This is a genomic window from Rhodococcus sp. ACPA1 (assembly GCF_002300195.1).
In the GTDB taxonomy this organism is placed as follows: Bacteria; Actinomycetota; Actinomycetes; order Mycobacteriales; family Mycobacteriaceae; genus Rhodococcus_F; species Rhodococcus_F opacus.
In genome coordinates, this window is record NZ_NSDX01000001.1 from 593,864 (window position 1) to 619,778 (window position 25,915).

The following is a 25,915-nucleotide window of genomic DNA, read 5'->3' on the forward strand; positions in this document are numbered from 1 at the left end:
CTCATGGTGCACCGACCCACCGACATGTGGGGCACCGCCCAGCTACATGTGGGGCACCGCCCAGCTACATGTGGGGCACCGCCCCAGCGACACGTCGAATCGCTCGGACGCCACGCGGCCGAGGTGTTCGAGGTTGTCGGCACGGTGCTCTACGGTCTCGGGACATGAGGATCCTGCACACTTCGGACTGGCACATCGGACGCACGTTCCACGGGGTGGACCTGCTCACCGACCAGGCCCGTGTGCTCGACGCGATCGCCGCCCTCGTCGCCGAGCACGGCGTGGACGTCGTCGTCGTTCCCGGTGACGTGTACGACCGGTCGATCCCCAGCGCGGACGCCGTCACCGTGTGCAACCGCAGCTTCGAAGCGATCCGGGACGCCGGCGCAGTCATCGTCGCCACGTCCGGCAACCACGACTCCGCGGCGCGGCTCGGGGCGGGTGCCGCGTTCTCCCGCGCGGGCGGGCTGCACCTCATGACGACGGTCGCCGGGATCGGCTCGCCCGTCGTGCTCGAGGACGCGCACGGTCCCGTCGCGTTCTACGGCATTCCCTATCTCGAGCCCGAGATCACCCGCACGCAACTGGACGTGCCGACCGCGCGGTCACACGCCGAGATCCTCGACGCCGCGATGGACCGTGTCCGCACCGACCTCGACAGGCGGAACGACACCACACCGCTCACCAGGTCCGTGGTGCTGGCCCACGCGTTCGTCGTGGGCGCCGAGGCCACCGGATCGGAGAGGTCCATCTCCGTCGGCGGCGTCGAGACGGTGTCGGCTTCGGCCTTCGGCGGGGTCGACTACGTCGCGCTCGGCCACCTCCACTCGCCGCAGACCCTCGCGGAGAACATCCGGTACTCGGGTTCGCCGCTGCCGTACTCCTTCGGCGAGCGCACCCACAGCAAGGCGGTCTACCTCGTGGATGTCGACGCCGACGGACTGCGGACCGTCGAGCGGGTCGACCTGCCGGTGGTCCGCGGTCTCCGACAATTGACCGGCACGGTGCAGGAGTTGCTCGAGGACGACACGTACCGCGACGCCGAGGACTGCTACGTGTCAGCGGTGCTCACCGACCCGGAACGCCCGGTCGACGCCATGCGCTCACTCCAGACCCGATTCCCGTTCGCCGTTCACCTCGAGTGGCAACGCCCCGAGGGCGGCGACGATCTGCGCTACCGCGACAAGGTGCACGGGCGCAGCGATCTGCAGATCACGCGCAGCTTCCTCACCGACGTGCGCAGCGAACCGTCGACCGGCGAGATCCGGCTGGTGGAAGCTGCACTCGGCTTCGCCGACCGGGCCGGCGAAGACACCGCCGAGGTCGTCGCGCTGGAACAGACGGCATGAGGCTGCATCGACTCGAGGTCGAAGCCTTCGGGCCGTTCGCAGGATCCGTGGAAGTCGACTTCGATCGGCTCGGCGCGGACGGGCTCTTTCTGCTGCACGGGCATACCGGAGCCGGTAAGACGACAGTCCTCGACGCGGTGGCGTTCGCGCTGTACGGCACGGTGCCCGGGGCACGGAAGGACGGCAAGCGCCTCCTGTCCGACCACGCGCCCGCCGGTTCCGTTCCGACGGTGAGGCTCGAGGCGACGATCGCGGGCCGGCATCTGCGTCTCGTCCGCAGCCCGGAGTTCGAGCGTCCCAAGCGCCGTGGGTCGGGGACCATCAAGGAGAACGCGAAGGCCACGCTCACCTGGCTCGACGGCCGCGGGGAGAACCTGTCACGGATCCCCGACATCGCCGACGAGGTCGGGCAGCTGATGGGCATGAGCGCCGACCAGTTCTTCCAGGTGGTCCTGCTGCCGCAGGGGGAGTTCGCGAAGTTTCTGCGCGCCGACAACGAGGAACGCGGTCAGCTCCTGGAGAGGCTGTTCGACACCACCCGATTCGGGACGGTGGAGGAGTGGTTCCTCGACCGCAGGCGCACCAGCGCTCACGACCTGGACGAGCATCAACGGGCCATCGACGTTCTGCTGGCACGGGTCGCGACGGCCGCAGGCATCGAGGGGGGCGCTGATGCCGATCCGGTGACCTGGGCCCACAAACTCGAGGACGAGGCCCGCGAGACCCGTGACCTGGCTGCGGACGACCTGCAGAACGCCAAGAGCCGGGCGAAGATGGCCCGCGACGCGCTCACGGAGGCGCGCCGCGTCCTCGAACTCCAGAACCGCAGGCGGCGAGCCGAGGCGGAGCTCGAGGCCCACACAGCGGGGGCAGGCCGGCGGGCGGTCCTGGTCGCCGAATTGGCGGATGCGCGCCGGGCCGAACCGGTCGCGACCGTCGCGCGCGACGCCGACGCCGCCCGGGCCAAGGCTGCGGCTGCCGCACGGAACGTCGAGGCGATCACGGACGGATTGCGCTCGACGGCAGGCGGCGCCGATCTCGTGGCGGAGTTGTCCTGGCCTCCGACCGCTGACGAACGGGAGCACATCCGGTCGAGTATCCGGGCCTGGCGTGACGAGATCGTGCGCCTCGACGGGGCTCTCGCCGAATCCGTCGCCGCCGACCGGCTCGCTGTCGAAGTGGAGCGACTGCGCGCCCGCCAGGTCGAACTCGCCGAGGCCGGTGCCGCGCTGTCCCGGGAGCGGGAACGATTGCCGCTCGCCCTGCGGGAAGCGGAGAAGGCGCTCGACTCGGCGGAGAAGGCCCGCGCCGCACTGCCCGCTCTCGTCGATGCCCGGGATCGGGCAGCCGACGCTGCCTCGGCGGCAGCGGATCTCCGTACCCGCCGCACCGAGCGCGATCGGCTCGAGCGCGGCGTGCTCGACGCTCGGCGGAAGCATCAGGACGCGCGGGAACACTGGCTCGACCTGCTGCAACGTCGGATCGCGGGCATGGCAGCCGAACTGGCGGGCACGCTCGAAGACGGTGTCCCGTGCCAGGTGTGCGGTTCACCCGAGCACCCGCAGCCTGCCGAACCGTCCGAGCTGTCGGTCACGAAGGCCGACGAGGACAAGGCTCTCGCCGCGGAGCAGAAGGCCGCGGCGGCGCTGACGACCGCGACCGAGAAATTGGGCGCGGTGGAGCGCGCGATCGACGTGCTCGTCCAGCGCGGCGGCGACGGTGACGCGGACGAACTCGCGCAGGCACTCACGGCCGCGGAGACGGCGATGGGGGAGGCGACCGCGCTCGGCGACGAGGTCGAGCGTCGGTCCGCATCGCTCACCGAGCTGCGGGACCGCGAGAGTCACCTGCAGGAACGGTCGCGGGAGGTGGGCGTCGACGCCGCCACCGTGGCCGAGAGGATCACTGCGAGTGCGACACAGCTCGGGGAGATCCGGGCCCGGGTGAGCGAGGCGGCAGGCGACGACCCGAGCGTGGAGGCTCGTCGCGGACGACTCGACGCCCTCGCCGAGTCCGCATCCGAGCTGCTCGACGCGCGGGACGCCGGTGCCGGAGCCGAGTCGGCGGCCCGTGAACTCGCGGCCAAGGCCGAAACACTCGCCGGGGACGCCGGTTTCGACGGCACTGCCGGCGCCGTGACCGCGGTCCGGACGCCCGCCCGCCAGCGTGAGATCGAGGCCGTGCTCACGGCGGCGCGGGACGCCGAGGTCGGGGCGCGCAGCGTGCTCGACGACCCCGAGATCGTTGCCGTCGCCGAGACGGAGCCCGTGGAATTGGCGTCCGTCCAGCACGCGCACGACGCGGCCGCGGAGGTCGTGAACGTCACCGTCGCGGCGGCGTCCGACGCCGAGCGCCGACTGCTCGATCTGGAACGGTTCGTCGGTCAGCTCGACAAGGCCGCCGAGGCGATCGCGCCGATGCAGGCCGCGCACGACGAGCTGGCCGCGCTCGCCGAGGTGATCGCGGGCCGTGGCCAGAACGCCAGGAAGATGTCGCTGCGGTCGTATGTGCTGGCGGCCCGGCTGGAAGAGGTGGCGGTGTCGGCATCCGCGCGGCTCGGCCGGATGTCGGCGGGACGTTACGAGTTCGTCCACAGCGACGAGGCGGGTCCGCGAGGCCGCCGCGGTGGTCTGGGACTGGACATCCGCGACGACTACACCGGGGTGGTGCGGTCGGCCAAGACCCTGTCCGGCGGTGAGTCGTTCCTGGCGTCGCTGTCGCTGGCGCTCGGTCTCGCCGATGTGGTCGCCGCGGAGTCGGGAGGCGTCGTCCTCGACACGATGTTCATCGACGAAGGATTCGGCACCCTCGACGCGGACACCCTCGACTCGGTGATGGGCGTGCTCGACGAGCTTCGTGACGGCGGCCGGGTGGTCGGGATCGTCAGTCACGTCGACGAGATGCGTCAGCGAATCCCGAGCCGGCTGCACGTGATTCGCGGACGCACCGGCTCCACCGTGGAGGTGGTCGCCGGCTGACGGCCGGTCAGTCCGCCTTGGGCGCGACGGCGGCCTGGTCGACGGTGACGCCCTCCCGTTCGGCGTCGTCGAGGTCTTCGTCCGCGGCGACGGCGTCGGCGATGTTGCTCTCGGCGCTGTGCTCGTCGATCTGCTCACCGATGTAGCGCACCACCACGGCGGCGACGGCGGCGGCGGGCACCGCGAGGAAGGCGCCGACGATCCCGAACACGGAGCCACCGGCGGTGACGGCGAGCAGGACCACGACGGCGTGCAGTTTCATGCTCTTGCTCTGGAGAACGGGCTGCAGCACGTTGCCCTCGATCTGCTGCACCACGATGATGATGATCAGCACGATCACCGCGGTGGTGAGACCGTTGGCCACCAACGCGACGAGCACGGCGAGAGCGCCGGCGACGAATGCACCGACGATCGGGATGAAGCCACCGATGAACGTCAGGATCGCGAGGACCGGTGCGAGTGGCACACCGAGAATCAGCAGTCCGGCGCCGATGAAGACGGCGTCGATGAGGCTGACCAAGGCCTGCGTGCGGATGAACCCGCCGAGCGTGTCCCACATGCGGCCCAGCACCACTTCGAGGTGACGGCCCGCGCGGCCGCCGCTGACGGAGTGCAGCCACGGGATGAACCGGGGGCCGTCCTTGATGAAGAAGAACGACAGCACCAGCACGAGGCCCAGTGTGATCAGCAGGGAGCTGGCGGTGCTGACGCCGGTGAACACGCCGGACGCGATGACCGTCCCACTTTCCTGCACCTTCACGATGATGGTGTGGATGCCCTGGTCGATCTGATCGTCCTGGAGGTTGATCGGCGGACCCTTCAACCAGTCCTGCACCTGGTTGATGCCCTGGGTGGCCTTGTTGGCCAGCTCGGGTGCCTGGTTGACGACGGACGGCACGATGCCCGCGATGATTCCGGCCACGACGGCGATGAACACGATGAGAGACGTCGCGGCGGCCGCCGCCGGGGGGATGCGTCGTCTCGTCATCGCCCGGGTCGGCGGCCACAGCACCGTGCACACCACGACGGCCAGAAGCACGGGGAGGACGATCACCCACAGCTTTTCGATGATCCACCCGAACAGCAACGCACCCAGCGAGATGGCCACGAGGACCAGCGACCACTTGGCCAGCCACATCGCACCCACCCCGATGAGATGCCCGCGGTCCGGTTTCGTGACTGTGCTCCCGGACGGTGCCGGGGCTTCCTTCTCCGTCACAGATGGTCCTCCCTACCGTGTCTGCTCAGCCGATCAGTACTGACAGTACTGGGGGACGCCGGGACGGCTCGGTGAGGTCAGCAGCAGCGGGCACCCGGGTTCGCGTCGGCGTCCGCGTAGCGCGCCTTCCAGTACTCGCGCACGGTCGGCACCTCGGCGTCCGGATGGTTCCGGCGAAGGTGTTCGACGTACCTGCTGTAGTCGTGGTCGCCCATCAGCGACCCCGTCCACCACCAGGCGGTCCGGACGGCGCCGACGACCCTATTCATCATGGTGATGTGCCCTGTCTGTGTGGGTGTGCGCAGCACCGGGTGCGCGCACCGCTCCCGACGCGATGAGTTCGTTCCATTCCTTGTCGAGTTCCTTCTCGGCGGCGGTGGGGACGAACCCGGCAGGCGCGAAGATCTTCGACGGCTGCTCGGGTGACTCGGTGGTCGGTAGTCCACCCGCCCGGAACGCCTTGATGCACACCAGCACTCCGGCCACCACGACGACGAGGACGAGGCCGGCGAACACGATCGACAGGGTTCCCTGGATGAACGTGTTGCGGATGACGGCGTTGATGGCCTCGGGGGTCTTGGCGGAACCGAAGCTGGTCTTGCCGGCTTCCTTCGCTTCCTTGAACGCGGCGTGCTGGGACCAGTAGCCGACGGCGGTGTTGCCGGAGAAGATCTTCTGCCAGGACGCCGTCATGGTCACGATCAGGTCCCAGACGAGGGGAACGCCGGGAATCCATGCCCACTTGAACTGGCCCCTCTTCATGACGACGGCGAGGACCACGGTCAGCGCGATCGCGGCGAGCAACTGGTTCGCGATGCCGAAGAGCGGGAACAGGGTGTTGATTCCGCCGAGCGGGTCGGTGACGCCCATCAGCAGGATTGCGCCCCACAGTCCGACGACGGCCAGCGAGCACACCCAGGCTCCGACGCGCCACGACGGATCCTTGAACTTGCGGGCGGGTCCGCCGAAGTTGCCGAGCGAGTCGGACAGCATGAACCGGGCGACACGGGTGCCTGCGTCGACGGTGGTGAGGATGAACAGCGCCTCGAACATGATCGCGAAGTGATACCAGAACGACTTGAGGGCGGCGCCGCCGAGGAACTGGCTGAGCACTTCCGACATGCCGAACGCGAGCGTCGGGGCACCGCCGGTGCGCGAGATGATCGACTCCTCGCCCACGTTCTCCGCGGCCTGCGAGAGCGTGTCGGGGCTGATGTTCGGGCTGGACAGTCCGAGGCCGTTCACATACGCGGCGGCCGTCTCGGGGGTCCCTCCGGTGAGGGTGGCCGGCGCGTTGAGAGCGAAATACAGGTGCTGGTCGATGATGCACGCGGTCACGAGCGCCATGATCGCGACGAACGACTCGGTGAGCATGCCCCCGTATCCGATCAGCCGCATCTGCTTTTCCTTCGCCAGCAGCTTGGGCGTGGTGCCGGAGGAGATGAGGGCGTGGAAGCCGGACAGCGCGCCGCACGCGATCGTGATGAACAGGAACGGGAACAGCGAGCCCGCGAACGCGGGGCCGTTGCCCTGGATGGCGAACGTCGTGACGTCGGGCATCTTGATGGTGGGCTGCGCGACCAGGATGCCGATGGCCAGCAGGATGATCGTGCCGATCTTCATGAACGTCGACAGGTAGTCGCGCGGGGCCAGCAGCAGCCAGACGGGCAGGACGGATGCGGCGAAACCGTAGGCGATCATCAGCCAGGCGATGGTCACCTTGGAGAGCGTGAACCAGTCGGCGCCCCAGCCGGTGTCGGCGACCCAGCCGCCGGAGATGATGGCGAGGAGCAGCAGCACGACGCCGATCAGCGACACCTCGGCGACCTTGCCCGGGCGCAGGTACCGCAGGTAGACGCCCATGAACAGGGCGATCGGGATGGTCATGGCGATGGAGAAGACGCCCCACGGGCTTTCCGCGAGCGCGTTGACGACGACGAGGGCGAGCACCGCGATGAGGATGATCATGATGACGAAGACGCCGATCATGGCGGCGACACCGCCGACGAGGCCGAGTTCGTCGCGGGCCATCTGACCGAGGCTGCGTCCGCGGCGTTTCGTCGAGATCCACAGGACGAGGAAGTCCTGGACGGCCCCGGCGAAGACGACGCCGATGATGATCCACAGCGTGCCGGGCAGGTAGCCCATCTGCGCGGCGAGGACGGGACCGACGAGGGGGCCTGCGCCGGCGATGGCGGCGAAGTGGTGCCCGAACAGCACCCGCCGGTCCGTCGGCATGTAGTCCTTGCCGTTCTCCAGGATCTCGGCGGGGGTGGCCCGGTCGTCACGGGGTTGGACGAGTTTGCGCTCGATCAGCCGCGCGTAGAAGCGGTAGGCGATGAGATAGGTGCAGACGGCGGCCACCACGAACCAGACGGCGTTGATGTTCTCGCCGCGGATGAACGCGATCATCACCCAGGCGATGCCGCCGAGAAGGCCGAGGACGGCGAACGTGATCCGCGCCGCCGGTGAGATGGGGGTGCGGTCCACGACGCCGACCGCTGGTAGATCCGGATCCGTTTTCAGGTACTCGATCTCGGATTCGGGTGCGGCTCTCAAGGCCATCGCGAACTCCTTCCCAGCGCCCCCGTCGTCATTGTGTGCCAGGGGTGACGCCGTCGACAGATGCCACATCTTTTGTGGCCCCCGTCACCCTATTGCGCCGACGTTCGGTTCGACGAAAAAACGACGTCAGAAGCGAGACGAATCGGCGTCGATCCAGTCGGTGAGCCAATCCGACGGCGGATCCTCGAGCAGTTCGCCGGGCATCAGCCACTCGTACAGTTCCGCGTAGGTGCGGGTGGTGACCCCGTCGATCCGCCGGTTGAGCATCGACGGTGTCAGTTGGTCGAAGCTGTCGAGACCCATCGATGCCACCATCTGCTGGGCGCCGGCCACCGTCGACTTCTGGAACCGGAACACCCTGGCCGCCTTGTCGGGGACGTCGAGTGCGCGGGTCCGCGCCGGGTCCTGGGTCGTCACCCCGACGGGGCAGCGGTTCGTGTGGCACATCTGCGCCTGGATACACCCGACGGCGAACATCATCGCGCGGGCGGCCAGGGTGAAGTCGGCGCCCTGGATGATCCGTTTGACGATGTCGGATGCGCTGGCGACCTTCCCGGACGCGCCGATCTTGATGCGGTTCCGCAGTCCGGCGCCGGTGAGCGCGTTGTGCACGAGCATCAGCCCCTCGGTGAGGGGCATGCCCATGTTGTCCTCGAATTCCACTGGACCTGCACCGGTTCCGCCCTCGGAGCCGTCGACGACGACGAAGTCCGGGGTGACGTCGCGTTCGAGCATCGCCTTACAGATGCCGAGGAACTCGGTGCGCGATCCGACGCACAATTTGAACCCGACGGGTTTGCCGCCGGAGAGCGTTCGCAGGGTGACGATGAAGTCGATCAGCTCGTTCGGGGTGGAGAACGCGGTGTGCGAGGGCGGGGAGATCACCGTCTGTCCGACCGGCACGCCGCGCGTCTCGGCGATCTCCCGCGACACCTTCGCCCCGGGCAGCACACCGCCGAGCCCGGGTTTCGCGCCCTGCGACAGCTTGATCGAAATCGCCTTCACCTGATCGAGTGCCGCGTGTTCGGCGAACTTGCCGGGGTCGAAGTGGCCGTCGTCCGTCCGGCAGCCGAAGTAGCCGGACGCGATCTCCCAGATCAGGTCGCCGCCGTGCTTGCGGTGATACGGGCTGATCGCGCCCTCGCCGGTGTCGTGCGCGAACCCGCCGCGCGCGGCGCCGGCGTTGAGGGCTTCGATGGCGTTCGCGGAGAGCGAGCCGAAGCTCATCGCCGACACGTTGAGAAGCGCGATGTCGTAGGGCTGTTCGCAGTCGGGGCCGCCGATGCGCACGGTCGGCGGCTCGGGCGGTGCCATCCGGGCGCGCAGCGAGTGGGCCATGAACTCGTAGCCGACGGCGTGCACGTCCCGTTCGGTGCCGAACGGCTCCTCGGCGAGGGTCCCCTTGGCCCGCTCGTAGACGAGGTCGCGGGTGTCGCGGTCGAAGGGCGTTCCATCCGTGGACGATTCGACGAAGTACTGCTGGATCTCGGGGCGAATCTTCTCGAGCAGGAACCGTGCGTGCCCCAGCATCGGATAGTTCCGCAGAATGCTGTGCCGCCGTTGCAGCAGATCCCACGTCCCCAGGGCTGCGAGCGCGAGAAGGACGACCGCGGCGAACCACCATCCGGTGGCCACACCGAGGGTCAGGGCCAGGGTGCCCAGTCCGAGGATCCATAACGCGAGGACGATCAACCAGCGGGTCACTCGCTGAGACTAGAACCTCACGTGAGTGCCGACGCGTACTCCGGCGCACTTTCCCACTCACGGGGGAGGCAGGTGGGATAGTGGACGCACGAGGTCAGCTGCCACGACAGGGGGAGTCATGTCGGAGTCACCGAGCAATCCGGAATCGTCGAGCAATCCGGTGCCGCCGAAGCCCGGCGACACGGGTGCGTACGGCTACCAGTACCCGACGCAGCAACAGCAGCCGCCGCAGTCGTACCCGGGCCAGTACGGCCCGCCGCCGCTGCCGCCCTCGAACGCCGGGTGGGCGGTGGCTGCCGTCCTCTTCTTCTGGCCGCTCGCGTTCGCCGCGTTCAACCACGTCCACGACGTGTACCCCAAGTGGGCGATGGGCGACTACCAGGGCGCCCAGTACGCGTCCGACCGCGCCAAGGCGCTCGGCAAGATCGCCCTGTGGATCTGGGTGGCGCTGATCGTCGTCTTCGTCATCGGGTACGCCATCCTGATCATCGCCCTCGTCGCGAACAGCGATACCTCCAGCTGGTGAGGCCGATGGTCGTTGATCGGACGCCGACGCCGTAGAATCCAACGACCGTGAGCCTTACCCTCGGAATCGTCGGACTGCCCAACGTCGGCAAGTCCACCTTGTTCAACGCGCTGACCAACAACGACGTGCTGGCCGCGAACTACCCGTTCGCGACCATCGAACCCAACGTCGGCCTGGTCGAACTGCCCGATCCGCGGCTGTCCGAGCTCGCCCGGATCTTCGGTTCCGAGCGCATCCTGCCCGCCACGGTGTCGTTCGTCGACATCGCCGGCATCGTCAAGGGCGCCTCCGAGGGCGCCGGCCTCGGCAACAAGTTCCTCGCCAACATCCGCGAGGCCGACGCGATCTGCCAGGTGGTTCGCGTCTTCAACGACGACGACGTCGTACACGTCGACGGCCGCGTCGACCCGGCGTCCGACATCGAGGTGATCGAGACCGAGCTCGTCATCGCCGACATGCAGACGCTGGAGAAGGCCCTGCCGCGTCTGGAGAAGGAAGCGAAGAAGAACAAGGAACTCAAGCCCATCCACGAAGAGGCGCTGAAGGCGCAGGAAGTCCTCGACGAGGGCAAGACCCTGTTCAGCGCGAAGGACAAGCTGGACTTCTCGCTGCTGCGCGAGCTGAGCCTGCTCACCACCAAGCCGTTCCTGTACGTGTTCAACGCCGACGAGGCCGTGCTCACCGACGAAGCGAAGGTCGCCGAACTGCGCGCCTCCGTCGCCCCCGCGGACTCCGTGTTCCTCGACGCCAAGGTCGAGCAGGAGCTACTGGAGCTGGACGAAGAGGACCGGCAGGAGATGCTCGACTCCATCGGACAGTCCGAGCCCGGCCTGCACGCACTCGCCCGCACCGGCTTCCACACCCTCGGCCTGCAGACCTACCTCACCGCAGGTCCCAAGGAATCCCGCGCCTGGACCATCCACAAGGGCGACACCGCCCCGCAGGCCGCCGGCGTCATCCACACCGACTTCGAGCGCGGCTTCATCAAGGCCGAGATCGTCTCCTTCGACGACCTCGTCGCCGCCGGATCCATGGCCGCCGCCAAGGCCGCGGGCAAGGTCCGTATGGAGGGCAAGGACTACATCATGGCCGACGGCGACGTGGTGGAGTTCCGCTTCAACGTCTGACGGCTGCTCCCCGCACCAGCAACCCGACCACCCCTGCGCCGACGAGGGAGATCAGCCCCGTGGTGACGGCGGCGTAGTTCCAGCCGGACACCATGCCGTCGACGGTGCCTGCCGGGTCGAGGGCGATGATGCTGACGACGGTGACGCCGATGGACGAGCCGAGGTAGCGGGCGGTGTTGTTGGCGCCGCTGCCGAGTCCACCCTGGTCGGCGGGCACGCTCGCGACGGCTTGGCGGCCGAGCCCGGCGTTGAGGAGTCCGCTGGCGACGCCGGCGAGAAGTAGTCCCGGGACCAGTCGCAGCAGGGACGAGTCGGGGGAGAGGCCCGTCATCGTGAGCATGGCGACGCCGACACCGGCGAGTCCGATGACGAGTTGCGGTGATCCGGCGAGTCGCGCCGGCAGTTTCCGCGCCAGCAGCGATGCCACGACGCTCGTGCCCGACCACAGGGCGATCACCCCGGCTGCGGCTAGGGTGCTGACGTGCATCGTCTTGACCAGGAACGTGCATGCGAACGACATCAGGCCGATGATGCCCGCCCCGGTCGCGAGGGCCGCGAGGGTGGCGGCCAGGAAGTCGCGTCGGCGGAACAACGCGAGGTCGAGCATCGGGAACGGTCGCCGCCGCTCGACCGTGACGAAGGCGAGGGTGAACACGGCCGCGCCGACGCCGCAGAGCACGGTGGCGGCGGTGTTTCCCTGCCTGCCCTCGACGAGTGCGACGAGCACCAGGACCATCGCGGCGCACAGCGTGACCGCTCCGGGGACGTCTATCCGCTTGGGGACGGCGGAGTGTGACTCCGCGAGCGCGCGCGTCGCGACCTGCCCGATCACGAGCGATGCGACGGCGAGTGCCCAGTACAGGCCGCGCCACCACCCGGCGAGGTCGAGGAGGCCCGCGAGGACGGGACCGACGGCGATGCCGGCGCCGACGCTCGCGCCCCAGATTCCACTCGCCGTCGCCCTTGCCGCGGGCGGGGTGAAGGCGTGTGCGACGGCGCCGAGGCTGGCCGCGATCAATGCCGCGCCCGCCACTCCCTGGATCAGTCGTCCGACGATGAACAGCACGGGTTCCTGGCTGACCGCGCCGACCACTGCGCCCAGCGCGAGAAGCCAGGCACCCCAGTGGAACACCCGGCGCCTCCCGTAGTCGTCGGCGAGCGCGCCCGCGGTGAGCAGGACCGCGGCGAGGCCGACGCTCATCGAACTGAGAATCCACGTCTGCGCTGGGGGGCCTGCCGACAGAGCCGCGGCAACGGTGGGCATGTTGCCGAGCGGGGCACAGAACGCGACCAGGGCGACGAACGTCCCGAGCGACGCGACGGCCAGCGTGGTCTCCGGGCGGGGAGTGTGTGCGCGGATCGGTGGGGCAACCGCTGTTGGTCTGTTCACAAGACTGAACTTAGAACTAATTTGGTCTGGTGACAAGACTGGGTTGCGATAGCATGTGGGAGTGGCACTGGGAACCGGGTACTCGCAGCAGAACTGCAATCTCGCTCGCGCCCTCGAGGTGGTGGGTGAGCGGTGGACGATGCTCGTGCTGCGCGACTGTTTCTACGGCGTCCGCCGCTTCAGTGACCTGCTCGCCCACCTCGACATCTCGCGCGCCGTCCTGACGGATCGGCTGACCGCTCTCGTCGAGGCCGGCGTCCTCGTCCGGGTCGCCGACGGCGGTCATCCCGAGTACGAACTCACCGAGGCAGGAAAGGCGCTGTGGCCGAGCATCTATGCGCTGTCGCAATGGGGTGAGCAGTACGTGTCGCCCGGCAGCTACCCGGGCCGCGTGTTCTCGCACGCGGAGTGCGGAACGCAACTCGATCGTTTCGGGCGGTGCCCCGACTGCGGCACGATCCCGGGCCCCGAGGACCTGGTGGTCGCGCCCGGACCGGGGGAGGCCGTCCGTCCCCGCAGCGACGCCGTCGCCGTGGCTCTGCGTGCACCCCGCCGGATGCTCACTCCGCTGCGTCCGCGCGGCGACGCCTGATCGGCGCGACCCTTACGCCGCGACGCGCAGGGGCGGTTCGAACGTCGCCCGCACCTGCAGCCACTGGGCGAGGATCTGGCATCCGGTGAGCCCGCTCGCATCGAGTGGTTCGCTGGCGTACGCGACGTGCCGCCCGCCCCGTGCGTTGACGACGCGCACACCGCGCCAGGTGAGGCGCGGCGGAAGGTAGCCGAGCACCTCGATCGCCGCGGTCCGCAGGCGGCGCAGGTCGGTGCGCCACTGCCGAGGGCTGACACGTGTCCTGGCCGCGTTCTGGAAGCTGTTGTGGCGGATCAGTTCCCACGTCTGCGCAAGCCACGTCCGCATCGCGCGAAACGACATCCACCGGGTGAGGTCCGCGATGTCGCGCACATAGCTGTCTTCGCTGGCATTGCAGATCATGTCGTCCGGGTGCGCGATCCACTGGACCGGTACGGAGTCGGGGATCGGGGCGCCGTCGCCCGCGACACCGCGCCCGCGGCAGCCCGGTACCACCCCCGCGGGTTGCTCGGGGTCGGAGACGAGACCCACCGCGGAGAGGTTGTCGGCGCGCAGGGCGCCGGAGGCTATCTGCCCGAGCACCTCGCGGATCACGGTGCATCCCTGCGAGTACCCGATCAGCATGACCGGTCCGGGAGCGTCCTCCATGGCGTCGATCAAGCGGCGGACTCCGACCTCGGTGCTCTGCCGGTAACTCAGTCCGCCCGCGGCGACCGGCCCGTATGACGCCGGATAGCCGACCCACCGCGACGCGAATCGGTCGTCGAGGGCGTCGGTGACGTCACGCAACAGTCCGGTGACGTGGCGTCGGTGGTCATCGGGGTGGGACTCTCCGGTGCCACCGACAGCGAGAACGGTCACCTGGGACATGGCTCCCATCATGCCGACCGCGAGTAAGGATCCGTTCGGTCGACCCTGAGAAGTTCCTGGCAATCGGACGCCGTGGGTTGTCACCCGATCGCCAGCGCGATCAGGGCCAGCAGCGGGGGCACGCTCTGTGACAGCGCACCGACGACGCCGTCGCCGCGCTGTCGGCTGAGCGCCATGCGGTCCGACACGGCCAGGGCGATGCCGGCCAGAAACATGAACAGGCAGGTGTAGACGACGAGCGTCCGACCCGGAGTGTCGTGACCCGCCCACCACAGGATGACGCCGGCGATGGCGCCGGAACCGAGGAACAGGTTGTAGAAACCGACGTTGAACGCCCACAGATGGGCGGCGGGCACGTCGCCGCTCGGGATGCGGAAGATACCCTCGTGCACCGACGGCCTGCGGAACAGGAACGATTCCCACACGAACGCCAGCAGGTGCACGCCCGCGGCGATCAGTGTGGCGATCTGCGCGACGATGATCACGGCGCACCCGCCCCGGTCGCGAGTTCGACGCCGTACCGATCGGTGACCTCGTGCAGCAGCCGGTCCATCTCCTCCGGCGAGTGCCTGCCGCGCCCGACCGCGTCGAGATCACCGAAGAAGCGGCTGTTGGACGCCCCGGCGGTGACGAGGAGGAAGTCGGCGGACTCGGAGAGGGCCGTGAACGTATTCATCGTTCCCGCCTCGATGGCGATGGTTTCCCCCGCCGCGAGCTCGTACCCGGTGTCTCCGGCCTGGACGAGAATCCGGCCGCGCAGCACGTGGTAGGACTTCGACCACGGTTCGGCGTGCAGCGGGCCGTCCGGCGCATTCCGGGACGCTTCGACGAGGAAGACTTCGTACGCCCCGCCGGCGTGATCGCCGCCGACCAGGACCGTGATGTCGGCGTCCGGCGCGGTGAGGCGGCGGCCGTAGCCCGCTCTGATTACGTGAACGTGGGTGGACATACTGCGACGGTAGGATCGGCGCACCCTGCTGCCCATCCCAGGAATCTGGGATGGTGGTGTGCCTGTGACCAGCGCATACTGTGTTCATGCTGGAGGTCCGGGCGGAAAAGCTGCGCCGGGAGGTGCTCGCGGTCGCGGGATCGGGCGCCGGTGTCACGCAGCTGCACGAGCGCGCCCTCGAATTGGTCGGTGAGACGGTGCGCAGCGACCTGACGTGCTGGGCGATGCTCGACCCGGAGACACTCGCGATCAGTTCGATGACCAGCGGGCGCAGCCGGATACCGCAGCAGTACGAGCCGCTGCTCGCCGAATCCGAGTACAACGGCGACGATCCGGGCACGTTCGCCGAACTCGCCCGCAGTGGCCGAACCGTCGCGCGGGCCTCGGACCTCCCCGCGGACGAGGTCGCGCACAGCCTCCGTCACGGCGCGGTGTGGGCACCGCTGGGGCTCGGCAGCGAGGTCCGCATCGTGTTCCGCGTCGACGGCGTGTGCTGGGGCGCAGCCGGATTCGTGCGGTCCGGACCGGATTTCACCGACCGCGAGCTCGAGTTCCTCACGCTCGTGGCCCCCGGCCTGGCGGTCGCGACACGGGCCGCGTCCGTGCACGCCCCGGCGATCTCCGGTGGCGGCGACCAGGGTCCGGCGGTGGTGCTGACCGATGCCGCCGGCGATCCGGTCGCGCTCACGGCCGCTGCCCGCGGTTGGCAGGATCGCTTCGACGAGGTGGCCCCGGGCAGGCTGACCGTCGTGTTGCGAGCGGCGACGTTCGGGGCGCGGTCCAGCGGTTCGGGGATCTTCAAGGCGCGCGTCCGCGATGCGGAAGGGGGCTGGATTCTGGTGCGCGCCACGGCCCTGATCGGCGGCGACGAACCGCAGACGGTGGTCACCCTCGAACCCGCGGTCGGCGGCGAGCTCACGGGACTGCTGCTCGCGGCCTATGCGGTGACCGCACGCGAACGTGATGTGTGCGCCGACGTGATCGCCGGCTACGCGACGTCCGAGATCGCGGGCCGCCGCGGCATCACGGTGAACACCGTCCAGGACCACCTGAAATCGGTGTACGCGAAGGCCGGGGTCCGCAGCCGCGCGGAACTCGCCGCGCGGCTGCGGACCGGTCGCGAGCACTAGCTGCGGCTCACGAACCGGCCCCGCCGGAACACGCCTCCTGCGCGGCCGCCCACGTCGAACCGTCCACCCCGGGAGGAGTGCTCGACGCGTCCGGAGTTCCGCCCTCAGGCGGGGTCGAACCGTCGCCGCCCTCCGGCGGTGTCATCTCGCCGCTGGGCGGCGCCATTCCGCCCGGTGCGCCGCCGCCGGCCTGGTCGGGCGGTGCGGGTACGCCGTTCTCCTCGAGGCAGGCCTGCAGTTCGTCGCTCATCGCCGCGGGCGGGGCGCCGCCCTCCACGGCGGCGCTGCTGGTGCCGGTCGACGAAGTGCCGGACGACGACTCGCCCGAACTACACGCGACGACGGAACATGCGAGACCGACAGCCATCGCCGCTCCACCGATGCCGCGAACCAATTGTGAACGCATGATCGATGCCGTTCCCTTCTGTGTGAGTGAGACACCACTACACCGCGGGAGGCTGGGAGAACGCTGCGTGCACGCTGGAAGGGCACTGTCAGCGCGGTTCGGGCCGCTCCTGGTAGCACTTGAAACTCAGTGCGAGACGGCCACGTCCGTGTGTCATCGAGCGCAGGGCGACCGGATAGTCGGTGACCTCGCTCGTCGGCACCGACGCGATCACGGTGACCTCGCCGTCCCCTGCCGGTTCGGTGCCCTCGATCTGGCCGCGCCGCCGTCCGAGATCCGCCATCACGTCACCCTGAAGCGCCGACGGCACCGTGACCTCGACGTGGTCGACGGGTTCGAGGACGAGGGTGCCCACCTTGTCGATGGCCGCCCGGAGGGCGAGCGCCCCCGCCATCCGGAAGCTGAAATCGTCGGAGTCGACCGAGTGATGCTTGCCGTCGAGAACGGTGGCCCGCAGGTCGACGAGCGGAAACCCGTGCCTGCCTCCGCGTCCCATCGATTCGGCGATCCCCTTGCCGACCGCGGGAATGAGGGACTTGGGTATCACTCCACCGCGGGTCTCGTCGACGAACTCGTAGCCTTCGTCGCGGGGGAGCGGCTCGAAGCGGACCGTCGCCACCCCGAACTGGCCGTGGCCGCCGCTCTGCTTCTTGTGGCGGCCCTCCGTCTCCACGGTGCCGAGCAGCGTCTCGCGGTAAGCGATCTTGACCGGTTCGGTCTGGAGGGTGATGCCGTACCGCCGCTTCAACCGGGTCAGCGCCACCTGCACGTGCACGTCGCCCGCGCCCCGGACCACCGTCTGGTGGGTTTCGCTGTCGCGGGTCACCTCCAGCGTCGGGTCGTCGCTGACGAGCTCCGCCAGGGCGGTCGCCAGTTTGTCCTCGTCGCCTGCGCTCTCGGCGGCCACGGCGATCCCGTAGACCGGACGCCGGTGCACGATCGGAGGCACGGTGAGGGACGAGCCGATCGGCGCGAGGGTGTCGCCCGTCGACACGTCGGTCAGCTTGATGGCGCCGACGATGTCGCCTGCCTCCGCGGTGTCGATCGCAGTGTGTTTACTGCCGAGGACACGAAGGAGGTTGTGCAGGCGCTCCTTCGCGCCGGTGCGTTGATTGACGAGGACGTCATCGGCGTGCACGGTGCCGGACAGGATCTTCACCAACGCCACCTGCCCGACGTATTCGTCGGTCTGCGTCTTGAAGACGTACGCGAGCGGGTCCCCCGACGGATCGCACCCCACCTCGGCCACCCCGTCACCGCGCACCTTGGCGACCCCGTCACCGCGCACCTTGGCTACCCCGTCACCGTGCACCTCGATGCCCGGGACCTCCGACGGTGCGGGCGCGATCCGGCACACGAAGTCGAGCAACCGGTCGACGGCGATCGCATCGACGGCCGACCCGCACAGCACCGGCCACAGCGAGCCCGCCGCGAAACCCGCGCGGAGCGCGTGCTCGAGTTCGGCCACGGAGATGTCCTCCCCGTCGAGATACTTCGACAGCAGGTCGTCCTCGATCTCGACCACGTCCTCCACGAGATGTTCGTGCTGTTCGTGCTCGCGGTCGGCGATATCGGCGGGCAGTTCGTCGCTCGTGTTCGCGGACCCGCTGTCGTAGAGGATGACGTGCTCGGTGAGGAGATCGGCGACCCCGGTGAACGCCGACGCTTCGCCGACGGGCAGGTCGACCGGCTCGACTCCCGACCCGAAATGGTCGCGGATCACGGCCAGGACGACATCGAACGACGCCCGCTCCTTGTCCATCTTGTTCACGAACAGGATGCGCGGGATGGATCGCTCGCCGGCCACCTGCCACAGCAACTCGTCGTTCACCTGCAGACCGCTGACTCCGTCGATCACGAACACGGCGACGTCCGCGACCCGGAGCGCGGTCGTCGCGTCGCCGACGAAATCGGCGTAGCCCGGCGGGTCCAGGAGGTTGATCCGGTAGTCGCCCCACGAGAAGGAGGCCAGGCCGAGCGTCAGCGACTGCGTGCGGTCGTGCTCCTCGGGCTGGGTGTCGAGCACGGTGTTACCGCTCTCGACGCGTCCGGGCCGGGTGACGACACCGGCGCGGAAGAGCATCGCCTCCGCGAGCGTCGTCTTCCCGTTACCCTGATGTCCCACCAGAGCGATATTGCGGATCAGATCCGTCTCGGTCGTCACTGCTACCCCCACCACAGCACTGTCGTTGGGTCGCTCCCGACGATACCGCGCGCGCGACCGCCGGTGAGGCGTTATCTTCCACCTGGACAGGTGGGCGCGACGTCGGTCCACCACACCCGACACCGAATGGAGACCGGCATGGCTTCGGACGAGTTCCTCGTCGAACGTTCCACCGTCATCGATGCGAGCCCCGACGTCGTTCAGCCGCTTCTCGACAACTTCCGGCAGTGGCAGTCGTGGTCGCCGTGGGAGAACGTCGATCCCGACCTGAAACGCACGTACTCCGGCCCGGAGTCGGGCGTCGGCGCCGCCTATGCCTGGGAGGGCAATAGGAAGGCGGGGGCGGGGTCGATGCTGATCACCGAGTCGGTGCCCGGCTCCAAGGTCGTGCTCGACCTGAAGTTCCTCAAACCGTTCAAGGCCGACAATGTCACGACGTTCCTCCTCGAGCCGAACAGCGCCGGGACCACCGTCCGCTGGCAGATGACCGGCAAGACCAACCGCTTCTTCACGATCGTGGGACTCCTCTTCCCGATGGACAAGATGGTGGGCAAGGACTTCGAGAAGGGGCTCGCACAGCTGAAGGCGGCGGCCGAGCAGCGTTAGGCGTCGCTTTCCGTCGTCAACTCGAGGTCGGTCATGGTCTTGAATCGGGGCGTGCCGTCGCTGCCGTTGCGTGCCTGTTCCATCACGAGGCGGGCGGCCCGTCCGTTCAGGTGGAGCGTCGCGACCTGATCGCCGAAGAACGGTCCGGCGACCTTCGACCAGTCGATGGGGACGGGTGGCACCCGCGACACCCGGCCGAGGATGAAACGCACGGTCCGCTCGGTGGCGCGCCGCCACGAGATCCGGAACGTCACTTTCATGGCGGCCGGAACGTAGTTGTGCAGGGGCGAGCACGTCAGCTGATACACCAGTGACTGCAGCTTCTCTGCGTAGTGCGCCTGCGCGACGTAGGCGTGGTGGACGTCCCCGGACAGCACCGAGATGGTGGACGGCGCCCGGCCGGCCGGCCCGGCCTTGCGTCCTGCGCCGACCTCGGCGAAGAGGCGGGCCAACCGGTCGAACGAGTCGCGGAACGCCGCCCAGTGCTCCAGGTCCGCCCCCCGCCGGATCTTCTCCGCCACGGCCGCCACCCGCGGGCCGCGGGATCCGGCGGCGAGGCGTTCGTCCCAGGACTCCAGGTCGTGAAGGGCGCGAGGCAGCAACCACGGCAGAGACGTCCCGACGAGCAGATGGTCGTAGTCGCCCTCGGTCTGACGTTCGATCCAGGAGAATTCGGTGTCGGACACCATCTCGCGGCGACCGCCGGCGAGGACACGCCCGCACCGCGAGTCGATGACGAGCAGCCGCGCGACCCCGAGGTCCCGGCGATACGACCATTGCGTGCCCTTGGCCCCGTCCGCTTCCTCGTCGGCGGCAGACGCGAATTCGCGGAGCATCGGCTCGACGTCGCCACCGTGCTTCCGAACCCGTTGATACAGTTCGTTTTCGGCGAGGTGGCTCGGCGCCAGGTTCCCGAGGTGCTGATACACCCAGTACGACGACAACGCGCCGACGATGCGCTCCTCCCACCACGACGTGGCCTCGAGTTCGTCGCGCCAGGATTCCGAGGTGTTCCAGTCGTCCCGGACGTCGTGATCGTCGAAGATCATCGACGTCGGCACGGTGGACATCAGCCAGCGCACCTGAGGGTCCGTCCACGACTCTGCGTAGAGCCAGGTGTACTCCTCGAAATTGCGCACCTGCGGCCCCGGTGGCTCGTTCACGTCGTGGATCTCGGCGACCCGGGCCTCGGTCTCGGGGGAGAGTTCGTCGGCGTACACCTGATCCCCGAGCAGCAGCAGGGCGTCGGGCCACTGGTCCGGCGACTGTTCGGCCATCCGCACCGCATACGCGTCCAGGGCGTCGGCGCCGAGGTGCCGGTTGCCCTCCGTCGTGGACATCGTGGCGAACCGGCACGACCCGAACGTGAGGACGAGCGTGTCGTCGTCCTCCCGGAGCGTGCGGATCATCGACGGGACGGCGCTCGGCAGCGGCCACACCGGGCGGCCGTCGAGGGTCACGTCGTACGGGGTGGTCGACCCTGGCTCCAGACCCTCCACGACGACGAGTGCATAGTGGTGACCCGACACGTTCCACGTGCGTTCCTCGTGGCCGAGGACCCGGACGGTGCACGCCTCGGACGTCTCGACCCACACCGTCGCATCGCACGTGCCGACATGTCTCAGCAGTGGCCCCAGAATCAGCTCCGCCACGGCGTCACCTTGCCGGAATTCTCTTCGCGCGTGACGGATACATACGCTCAGCCTACGGATCCCCGAGCAAACCCGAGAAGGCTTCCGTCGCGAAAGAGTCGTGCGGTTCGCGGCGGCTCGTGGTGATTCGCCGGGAGGTGCCGTCAGCTGGTACCACTTTGGTATCATTGGTACATGGCCATGACATTGCGACTGACTGAGGAGCAGGAGCGCGCGCTCACGCTTCTCGCCGACGCTCAAGGTGTCAGCAAACAAGAGGCGACCGTCCGCGCGATCGTGGAGGCTGCTGCCCGACACACCCATGACGAGCGGGTTCGCGCGCTGTCCCGTCGCGGCCGCGACCGGTATGCCACTTTGCTGGACCGCCTCGCTCAGTGACGATCGACTACCTGACTCTCGAGGACTTGCTCGCGCTGGCTGAGGATCTCGGCGTTGCGTCCGTCCGGGACCTCGGACTGCTCGACTCGGCGGCTCATCGTCCGCAGACGTCATTGCTCGGCGAGGAGGCGTACCCGTCGATTCACGACAAGGCTGCCGTTCTGCTCGAGTCCCTGACCAGGAACCATGCGCTAGTCGACGGGAACAAGAGGCTGTCCTGGCTGGCGGTTCACGTGTTCTATGGACTGAACGGTTACGACCTGGATGCTCCCGAAGATCCGGCGTACGACTTGGTCATCGCTGTGTCGAGCGGGGAGCGGGGGTACCGGGAGGTGTCGCGGCAGCTCGCCGATTGGGCGCGTCCCGTCTGAGTGTCGCTACATCCGAAGATGCTTGTCGGACAGTATGTGTCGGAGGGTTCGGCTAGCCTGTCGCACATGGCTGAACCAGTGAAGGGCCCCGCGTCCTATTTCCCGTCGATCGAGGAGAAGTACGGTCGGCCGATCAGTGAATGGCAGACGCTCATCCGGTCGTCCGAGCTGACCAAGCACATGGAGTTGGTGAGCTGGCTGAAGTCCGAGCACGGCCTCGGTCACGGTCATGCCAACGCGTTGGTCGCGTACACCCTGAAGGAGGACGCCGCCGGCTGAGGGTTCCGGGCAGATCGGCGCCGGAGGTCGCGGGCGCCCTGGCGCAGCCGGATCAGGACCTCTCGCCGCGATGAATCCGGTATTCGGCCGCGGGATATCATTCCGACGACGAATCTGGTGTCGAGGGTTCTGCTGTCGAAGGGAATCGAAGTGAGCACGAAAATCGAACAACTGGAGTTCCAGGCGGAGACCCGCCAGCTCCTGGACCTCATGATCCACTCGGTGTACTCCAACAAGGACTCGTTCCTGCGGGAGCTCATCTCCAACGCGTCGGATGCGCTGGACAAGTTGCGGCTCGAAGCCTTCCGCAACAAGGAGCTCCACGTCGACACGTCGGATCTGCACATCGAGATCGAGGTGGACGCGGAGCAGCGCACGCTCACCGTCCGCGACAACGGCATCGGCATGTCCCACGAGGAGGTCGTCGACCTCATCGGCACGCTGGCCAAGTCCGGCACCGCAGACCTGCGCCGCAAGTTGAAGGAAGCGAAGGACGCCGCCGCCTCCGAGGAGCTGATCGGGCAGTTCGGCATCGGCTTCTACTCGACGTTCATGGTCGCCGACAAGGTCACCCTGCTGACGCGGAAGGCAGGCGAGAGCGAGGCCACGCGCTGGGAGTCGAGCGGCGAGGCCACGTACACGATCGAAGCGGTCGACGACGCCCCGCAAGGCAGCTCCGTCACCCTGCACCTCAAGCCCGAGGACGCCGAGGATCACCTGCACGACTACACGTCGGAACGGAAGATCAGGGAGCTCGTCAAGCGCTACTCCGACTTCATCGCGTGGCCGATCCGGATGAACGTCGAGCGTACGGTCCCCGCGGAGGGCGACGGCGAGGACGAGGTCACCACGACTTCCGAGACGATCAACTCGATGAAGGCGCTGTGGGCGCGCTCGAAGGACGACGTCTCCGAGGACGAGTACAAGGAGTTCTACAAGCACATCGCCCACGCCTGGGACGATCCGCTCGAGGTCATCCCGATGAAGGCGGAGGGCACGTTCGAGTTCCAGGCTCTGCTGTTCATTCCGTCCCACGCGCCGTTCGACCTGTTCATGCGGGACGGGAAGACGGGTGTGCAGCTGTACGTCAAGCGCGTCTTCATCATGGACGACTGCGACCAGCTGATGCCGGAGTACCTCCGCTTCGTCAAGGGTGTGGTCGACGCTCAGGACCTGTCCCTCAACGTGTCACGTGAGATTCTTCAGCAGGACCGGCAGATTCGTGCCATCCGGCGCAGGCTCACCAAGAAGGTCCTCACCACGATCAAGGACCTGAAGGCCGAGCGGCCCGACGATTACCGCACGTTCTGGGCGGAGTTCGGCCGCGCGGTCAAGGAAGGCCTGATGTCGGACACCGACAATCGGGATGTGCTGCTGGGTATCTCGTCGTTCGCGTCCACCCACAGCGAGGAGGAGCTGACCTCGCTCGAAGACTACGTGGCGCGGATGAAGGACGGTCAGGAGCAGATCTTCTACGCAACCGGCGAATCCCGGCAGCTGCTCGAGAGCTCACCGCACATGGAGGCCTTCCGCGCGAAGGGCTTCGAGGTGCTGCTGCTCACCGATCCGGTGGACGAGATGTGGGTCGGTGCCGTGCCGGAATTCGACGGCAAGTCGTTCCAGTCGATCGCCAAGGGTGAGGTCGATCTCGACACCGAGGAAGACAAGAAGGCGCACGAGTCGGAGCGGGAGGAGCAGGAAAAGGACTTCGCCGGCCTGCTCTCCTGGATGGCCGACGCGCTGAGCGAACAGGTCAAGGAGGTGCGGCTGTCGACGCGGCTGACCACGTCACCGGCTTGCATCGTCGGCGACGCGTTCAGCATGTCGCCGGCACTCGAGCGGATGTACCGGGCGTCCGGACAGCCCGTCCCCACCACGAAGCGCATCCTCGAGCTGAACCCGACCCACCCGCTCGTCACCGGGCTGCGGGAGGCGCACGGCGAACGCAACGAGGATCCGGCGCTGGGGGAGACCGCGGAGCTGCTCTACGGGATGGCGTTGCTGGCCGAGGGCGGCGAACTCGAGGATCCCGCCCGGTTCACCACCATGCTCGCCAACCGTCTCGCCAGGACGGTGTAGTTCACCTTGCTGGTATTGGTCACGGGGGGAACAGGTTTCGTCGGTGCGTGGAGCGCGAAGGCGGCGGTGGACGCCGGTCACCGGGTGCGCTTCCTCGTGCGGGATCCTGCTCGCCTCGTGACCAGTGCCGCGGCACTCGGACTGGACACGTCCGATCACGTGGTCGGTGACATCACGGACGCCGAGTCCGTGCGCCGCGCGCTGGACGGCTGCGACGCCGTCATCCACGCCGCGGCCGTGGTCGCGGTCGACCCGCGGCGCGCGGAGGAGATGTTGCAGACCAACCTGGCCGGCGCGCAGAACGTGTTGGGAACCGCGGTCGAACTGGGCCTCGACCCGATCGTCTACGTCTCGAGTATCGCGGCGCTGTTCCAGCCGGGGGCCCGGCTGCTCACTCCCGAACTGCCGGTGTGCGGGCCTCCCGACGCCTACGGCCGGAGCAAGGCACGTGTGGAGCAGTACGCTCGCGACCTTCAGGCCGACGGCGCACCGATCGCGATCACCTATCCGGGCATGATCATCGGCCCGCCCGCGGGGAACCAGTTCGGCGAGGCGGCCCAGGCAGTCGAGGCCGCCGTTCACCTGCGGGGTCTGCCCGGGCGGAGCGCGGCGTGGACGATGGTCGACGTCCGGGAGGTGGCGAGCGCGCACGCCGCCCTCCTCGAACCGGGACGCGGCGCCCGCCGGCACATGCTCGGTGGTCCCCGGATTCCGATCGCCGGGATCGCGGAGATGCTGGGCGTGATCACCGGCAAATGGATGGGGGTGTTCCCGGTTCCGGACGCCGCGTTGCGCCTGGTGGGCAGGCTGGTCGACGCCGTCGACCGGTTCGTCTCCATCGAGACCCCGATTTCGGAGGCCGCGATGGAGTACTACACGCGGATGCCGGACACGGACGACCGCCCGAGCGAGAGCGAACTGGGTGTGAAGTACCGAGATTCGGCGGAGACCCTGGCCGACACCGTTGCGGGGCTGACGCAGGCGGGCAGGCTGTGAGCTTCACTCGTGCGGAGTTGGAGTCGTTTCGGGACGCCGAGGTTGCGGACCTCATCGGACCGGGCTGCCGACTGCTGTTCGTCGGTATCAACCCGGGACTGTGGACGGCCGCGACCGGGGCGCATTTCGCGCGCCCGGGCAACCGCTTCTACCCGGCCCTGCTGGCCGCGGGGATCATCGAGCGTCCGATCGATCCGACGGCAGGGATGTCGGACGCTGATCGCGATCACCTGATCGAGCGGGGCGTCGGCATCACCAACCTGGCCCCGCGTGCCACGGCGAAGGCGGACGAGTTGACCGGTGAGGAGCTGGCCGTCGGCGCCGAGCGCTTGCGCACCGTGGTCCGCGACACCACTCCCCGGGTGGTCGCCGTCGCCGGAATCACCGCATATCGCACGGCTTTCGGGGAGCGTGCCGCGAGGAAGGGCAAGCAGCCGCGCGACCTCGAGGGCGCGGAGTTGTGGCTGGTCCCGAACCCCAGCGGGCTCAACGCCCACGAAACCGTCGCCACGCTGGGCGCGTCGTACCGGGAGGCGGCCATCGAGGCGGGAATCGTATCCGGCTGACCGGGCAGGTCGCTAGGCT

The 25,915-nt window shown here is 68.4% G+C and carries 24 protein-coding genes; 13 read left to right on the forward strand and 11 right to left on the reverse strand.

From position 1 onward, the window contains the following. Positions 1 to 164: 164 nt before the first annotated feature. Positions 165 to 1,349, forward strand: coding sequence for an exonuclease SbcCD subunit D (locus tag CJ177_RS02630; protein ID WP_095867216.1), 1,185 nt, complete (start codon positions 165 to 167; stop codon positions 1,347 to 1,349). Beyond that, entirely contained in the window at positions 1,346 to 4,327 is a 2,982-nt protein-coding gene (locus tag CJ177_RS02635; RefSeq protein WP_095867217.1) for an AAA family ATPase, read from the forward strand. The genes CJ177_RS02630 and CJ177_RS02635 overlap by 4 nt, the downstream gene beginning before the upstream one ends. Positions 4,328 to 4,334: 7 nt before the next feature. On the opposite strand, the gene CJ177_RS02640 is transcribed toward CJ177_RS02635, so the two are convergent. The 4 genes from CJ177_RS02640 to CJ177_RS02655 all read right to left on the reverse strand — a co-directional run bounded on the left by CJ177_RS02640 (position 4,335) and on the right by CJ177_RS02655 (position 9,815). Then, positions 4,335 to 5,546, reverse strand: a complete 1,212-nt coding sequence (locus tag CJ177_RS02640) for an AI-2E family transporter (RefSeq protein WP_005239017.1) — start codon at positions 5,544 to 5,546, stop codon at positions 4,335 to 4,337. 77 nt (positions 5,547 to 5,623) lie between these two features. Next, positions 5,624 to 5,815, reverse strand: a complete 192-nt coding sequence (locus CJ177_RS02645; protein WP_095867443.1) for a YbdD/YjiX family protein — start codon at positions 5,813 to 5,815, stop codon at positions 5,624 to 5,626. After that, a complete protein-coding gene (locus tag CJ177_RS02650) occupies positions 5,808 to 8,111 on the reverse strand; it encodes a carbon starvation CstA family protein (RefSeq protein ID WP_025432164.1) in 2,304 nt (767 codons plus the stop codon). Before CJ177_RS02650 ends, CJ177_RS02645 begins: the two co-directional genes overlap by 8 nt. 126 nt (positions 8,112 to 8,237) lie before the next feature. After that, entirely contained in the window at positions 8,238 to 9,815 is a 1,578-nt protein-coding gene (locus tag CJ177_RS02655) for an FMN-binding glutamate synthase family protein (RefSeq protein WP_095867218.1), read from the reverse strand. 118 nt (positions 9,816 to 9,933) lie between these two features. Here CJ177_RS02655 and CJ177_RS02660 point away from each other — a divergent pair, with 118 nt between their 5' ends. Beyond that, complete coding sequence (locus CJ177_RS02660; RefSeq protein ID WP_005239052.1) at positions 9,934 to 10,341, forward strand: CD225/dispanin family protein; 408 nt, start codon at positions 9,934 to 9,936, stop codon at positions 10,339 to 10,341. 47 nt (positions 10,342 to 10,388) lie between these two features. Beyond that, complete coding sequence (ychF, locus tag CJ177_RS02665; protein ID WP_005239054.1) at positions 10,389 to 11,468, forward strand: redox-regulated ATPase YchF; 1,080 nt, start codon at positions 10,389 to 10,391, stop codon at positions 11,466 to 11,468. Here ychF and CJ177_RS02670 read toward each other — a convergent pair. After that, positions 11,458 to 12,858, reverse strand: coding sequence for an MFS transporter (locus CJ177_RS02670; RefSeq protein ID WP_095867219.1), 1,401 nt, complete (start codon positions 12,856 to 12,858; stop codon positions 11,458 to 11,460). The two genes, ychF and CJ177_RS02670, sit on opposite strands and share 11 nt — an antisense overlap. A gap of 55 nt (positions 12,859 to 12,913) precedes the next feature. Between CJ177_RS02670 and CJ177_RS02675 the strand changes: the two genes are divergently transcribed. Further along, the gene (locus CJ177_RS02675; RefSeq protein ID WP_095867220.1) at positions 12,914 to 13,450 is read left to right on the forward strand and encodes a helix-turn-helix domain-containing protein; all 537 of its coding nucleotides are present in this window, start codon (positions 12,914 to 12,916) and stop codon (positions 13,448 to 13,450) included. Positions 13,451 to 13,462: 12 nt separating this feature from the next. Here CJ177_RS02675 and CJ177_RS02680 read toward each other — a convergent pair whose 3' ends face one another. The 3 genes from CJ177_RS02680 to CJ177_RS02690 all read right to left on the reverse strand — a co-directional run bounded on the left by CJ177_RS02680 (position 13,463) and on the right by CJ177_RS02690 (position 15,269). Then, positions 13,463 to 14,332, reverse strand: a complete 870-nt coding sequence (locus CJ177_RS02680) for a cutinase family protein (RefSeq protein ID WP_095867221.1) — start codon at positions 14,330 to 14,332, stop codon at positions 13,463 to 13,465. A 68-nt stretch (positions 14,333 to 14,400) separates the two neighbouring features. Further along, entirely contained in the window at positions 14,401 to 14,805 is a 405-nt protein-coding gene (locus tag CJ177_RS02685; RefSeq protein ID WP_005239058.1) for a DUF1304 domain-containing protein, read from the reverse strand. Next, a complete protein-coding gene (locus CJ177_RS02690; protein WP_095867222.1) occupies positions 14,802 to 15,269 on the reverse strand; it encodes a hypothetical protein in 468 nt (155 codons plus the stop codon). The genes CJ177_RS02685 and CJ177_RS02690 overlap by 4 nt, the downstream gene beginning before the upstream one ends. 86 nt (positions 15,270 to 15,355) lie before the next feature. Here CJ177_RS02690 and CJ177_RS02695 point away from each other — a divergent pair, with 86 nt between their 5' ends. Beyond that, positions 15,356 to 16,399: a helix-turn-helix transcriptional regulator gene (locus CJ177_RS02695; RefSeq protein ID WP_061041629.1), complete on the forward strand. Its 1,044-nt coding sequence runs from the start codon at positions 15,356 to 15,358 to the stop codon at positions 16,397 to 16,399. 7 nt (positions 16,400 to 16,406) lie between these two features. Here the strand turns inward: CJ177_RS02695 and CJ177_RS02700 are convergent, their stop codons facing one another. Together CJ177_RS02700 and CJ177_RS02705 are read right to left on the reverse strand one after the other, a co-directional pair. Then, entirely contained in the window at positions 16,407 to 16,766 is a 360-nt protein-coding gene (locus CJ177_RS02700) for a hypothetical protein (RefSeq protein WP_025432168.1), read from the reverse strand. Between the two features lie 127 nt (positions 16,767 to 16,893). Beyond that, complete coding sequence (locus CJ177_RS02705) at positions 16,894 to 18,969, reverse strand: translation factor GTPase family protein (protein ID WP_095867223.1); 2,076 nt, start codon at positions 18,967 to 18,969, stop codon at positions 16,894 to 16,896. Between the two features lie 138 nt (positions 18,970 to 19,107). Between CJ177_RS02705 and CJ177_RS02710 the strand changes: the two genes are divergently transcribed. Beyond that, positions 19,108 to 19,575 carry an SRPBCC family protein gene (locus CJ177_RS02710; RefSeq protein WP_025432170.1) on the forward strand — a complete coding sequence of 156 codons (468 nt, stop codon included), beginning with the start codon at positions 19,108 to 19,110 and terminating at the stop codon, positions 19,573 to 19,575. Here the strand turns inward: CJ177_RS02710 and CJ177_RS02715 are convergent. Further along, on the reverse strand, positions 19,572 to 21,227 hold the full coding sequence (locus CJ177_RS02715) for an alkaline phosphatase D family protein (RefSeq protein ID WP_095867224.1): 1,656 nt from the start codon (positions 21,225 to 21,227) through the stop codon (positions 19,572 to 19,574). The two genes, CJ177_RS02710 and CJ177_RS02715, sit on opposite strands and share 4 nt — an antisense overlap. Before the next feature lie 174 nt (positions 21,228 to 21,401). On the opposite strand from CJ177_RS02715, the gene CJ177_RS02720 reads away from it, so the two are divergent. The 6 genes from CJ177_RS02720 (at position 21,402) to CJ177_RS02745 (ending at position 25,896) form a co-directional block, all read left to right on the forward strand. Next, positions 21,402 to 21,605 carry a CopG family transcriptional regulator gene (locus CJ177_RS02720; protein ID WP_095867225.1) on the forward strand — a complete coding sequence of 68 codons (204 nt, stop codon included), beginning with the start codon at positions 21,402 to 21,404 and terminating at the stop codon, positions 21,603 to 21,605. Then, the gene (locus CJ177_RS02725; protein WP_095867226.1) at positions 21,602 to 21,976 is read left to right on the forward strand and encodes a type II toxin-antitoxin system death-on-curing family toxin; all 375 of its coding nucleotides are present in this window, start codon (positions 21,602 to 21,604) and stop codon (positions 21,974 to 21,976) included. Before CJ177_RS02720 ends, CJ177_RS02725 begins: the two co-directional genes overlap by 4 nt. Positions 21,977 to 22,042: 66 nt before the next feature. Next, on the forward strand, positions 22,043 to 22,255 hold the full coding sequence (locus CJ177_RS02730; protein ID WP_005253684.1) for a DUF4287 domain-containing protein: 213 nt from the start codon (positions 22,043 to 22,045) through the stop codon (positions 22,253 to 22,255). A gap of 150 nt (positions 22,256 to 22,405) precedes the next feature. Further along, positions 22,406 to 24,334 (forward strand): molecular chaperone HtpG, encoded by a 1,929-nt coding sequence (gene htpG, locus CJ177_RS02735; protein ID WP_007300228.1) that lies wholly within the window; start codon positions 22,406 to 22,408, stop codon positions 24,332 to 24,334. A gap of 6 nt (positions 24,335 to 24,340) precedes the next feature. Continuing rightward, complete coding sequence (locus CJ177_RS02740) at positions 24,341 to 25,330, forward strand: SDR family NAD(P)-dependent oxidoreductase (protein WP_095867227.1); 990 nt, start codon at positions 24,341 to 24,343, stop codon at positions 25,328 to 25,330. Further along, positions 25,327 to 25,896, forward strand: coding sequence for a mismatch-specific DNA-glycosylase (locus CJ177_RS02745; protein WP_095867228.1), 570 nt, complete (start codon positions 25,327 to 25,329; stop codon positions 25,894 to 25,896). Before CJ177_RS02740 ends, CJ177_RS02745 begins: the two co-directional genes overlap by 4 nt. Positions 25,897 to 25,915 lie beyond the last annotated feature (19 nt).

Bases quoted from the DNA above. Each gene is read 5' to 3' on its own strand.
- CJ177_RS02630 (WP_095867216.1), top strand. From the start codon at position 165: ATGAGGATCCTGCACACTTCGGACTGGCACATCGGACGCACGTTCCAC.
- CJ177_RS02635 (WP_095867217.1), top strand. From the start codon at position 1,346: ATGAGGCTGCATCGACTCGAGGTCGAAGCCTTCGGGCCGTTCGCAGGA.
- CJ177_RS02645 (WP_095867443.1), bottom strand. From the start codon at position 5,815: ATGAATAGGGTCGTCGGCGCCGTCCGGACCGCCTGGTGGTGGACGGGG.
- CJ177_RS02650 (WP_025432164.1), bottom strand. From the start codon at position 8,111: ATGGCCTTGAGAGCCGCACCCGAATCCGAGATCGAGTACCTGAAAACG.
- CJ177_RS02660 (WP_005239052.1), top strand. From the start codon at position 9,934: ATGTCGGAGTCACCGAGCAATCCGGAATCGTCGAGCAATCCGGTGCCG.
- CJ177_RS02680 (WP_095867221.1), bottom strand. From the start codon at position 14,332: ATGATGGGAGCCATGTCCCAGGTGACCGTTCTCGCTGTCGGTGGCACC.
- CJ177_RS02690 (WP_095867222.1), bottom strand. From the start codon at position 15,269: ATGTCCACCCACGTTCACGTAATCAGAGCGGGCTACGGCCGCCGCCTC.
- CJ177_RS02695 (WP_061041629.1), top strand. From the start codon at position 15,356: ATGCTGGAGGTCCGGGCGGAAAAGCTGCGCCGGGAGGTGCTCGCGGTC.
- CJ177_RS02700 (WP_025432168.1), bottom strand. From the start codon at position 16,766: ATGGCTGTCGGTCTCGCATGTTCCGTCGTCGCGTGTAGTTCGGGCGAG.
- CJ177_RS02710 (WP_025432170.1), top strand. From the start codon at position 19,108: ATGGCTTCGGACGAGTTCCTCGTCGAACGTTCCACCGTCATCGATGCG.
- CJ177_RS02720 (WP_095867225.1), top strand. From the start codon at position 21,402: ATGGCCATGACATTGCGACTGACTGAGGAGCAGGAGCGCGCGCTCACG.
- CJ177_RS02730 (WP_005253684.1), top strand. From the start codon at position 22,043: ATGGCTGAACCAGTGAAGGGCCCCGCGTCCTATTTCCCGTCGATCGAG.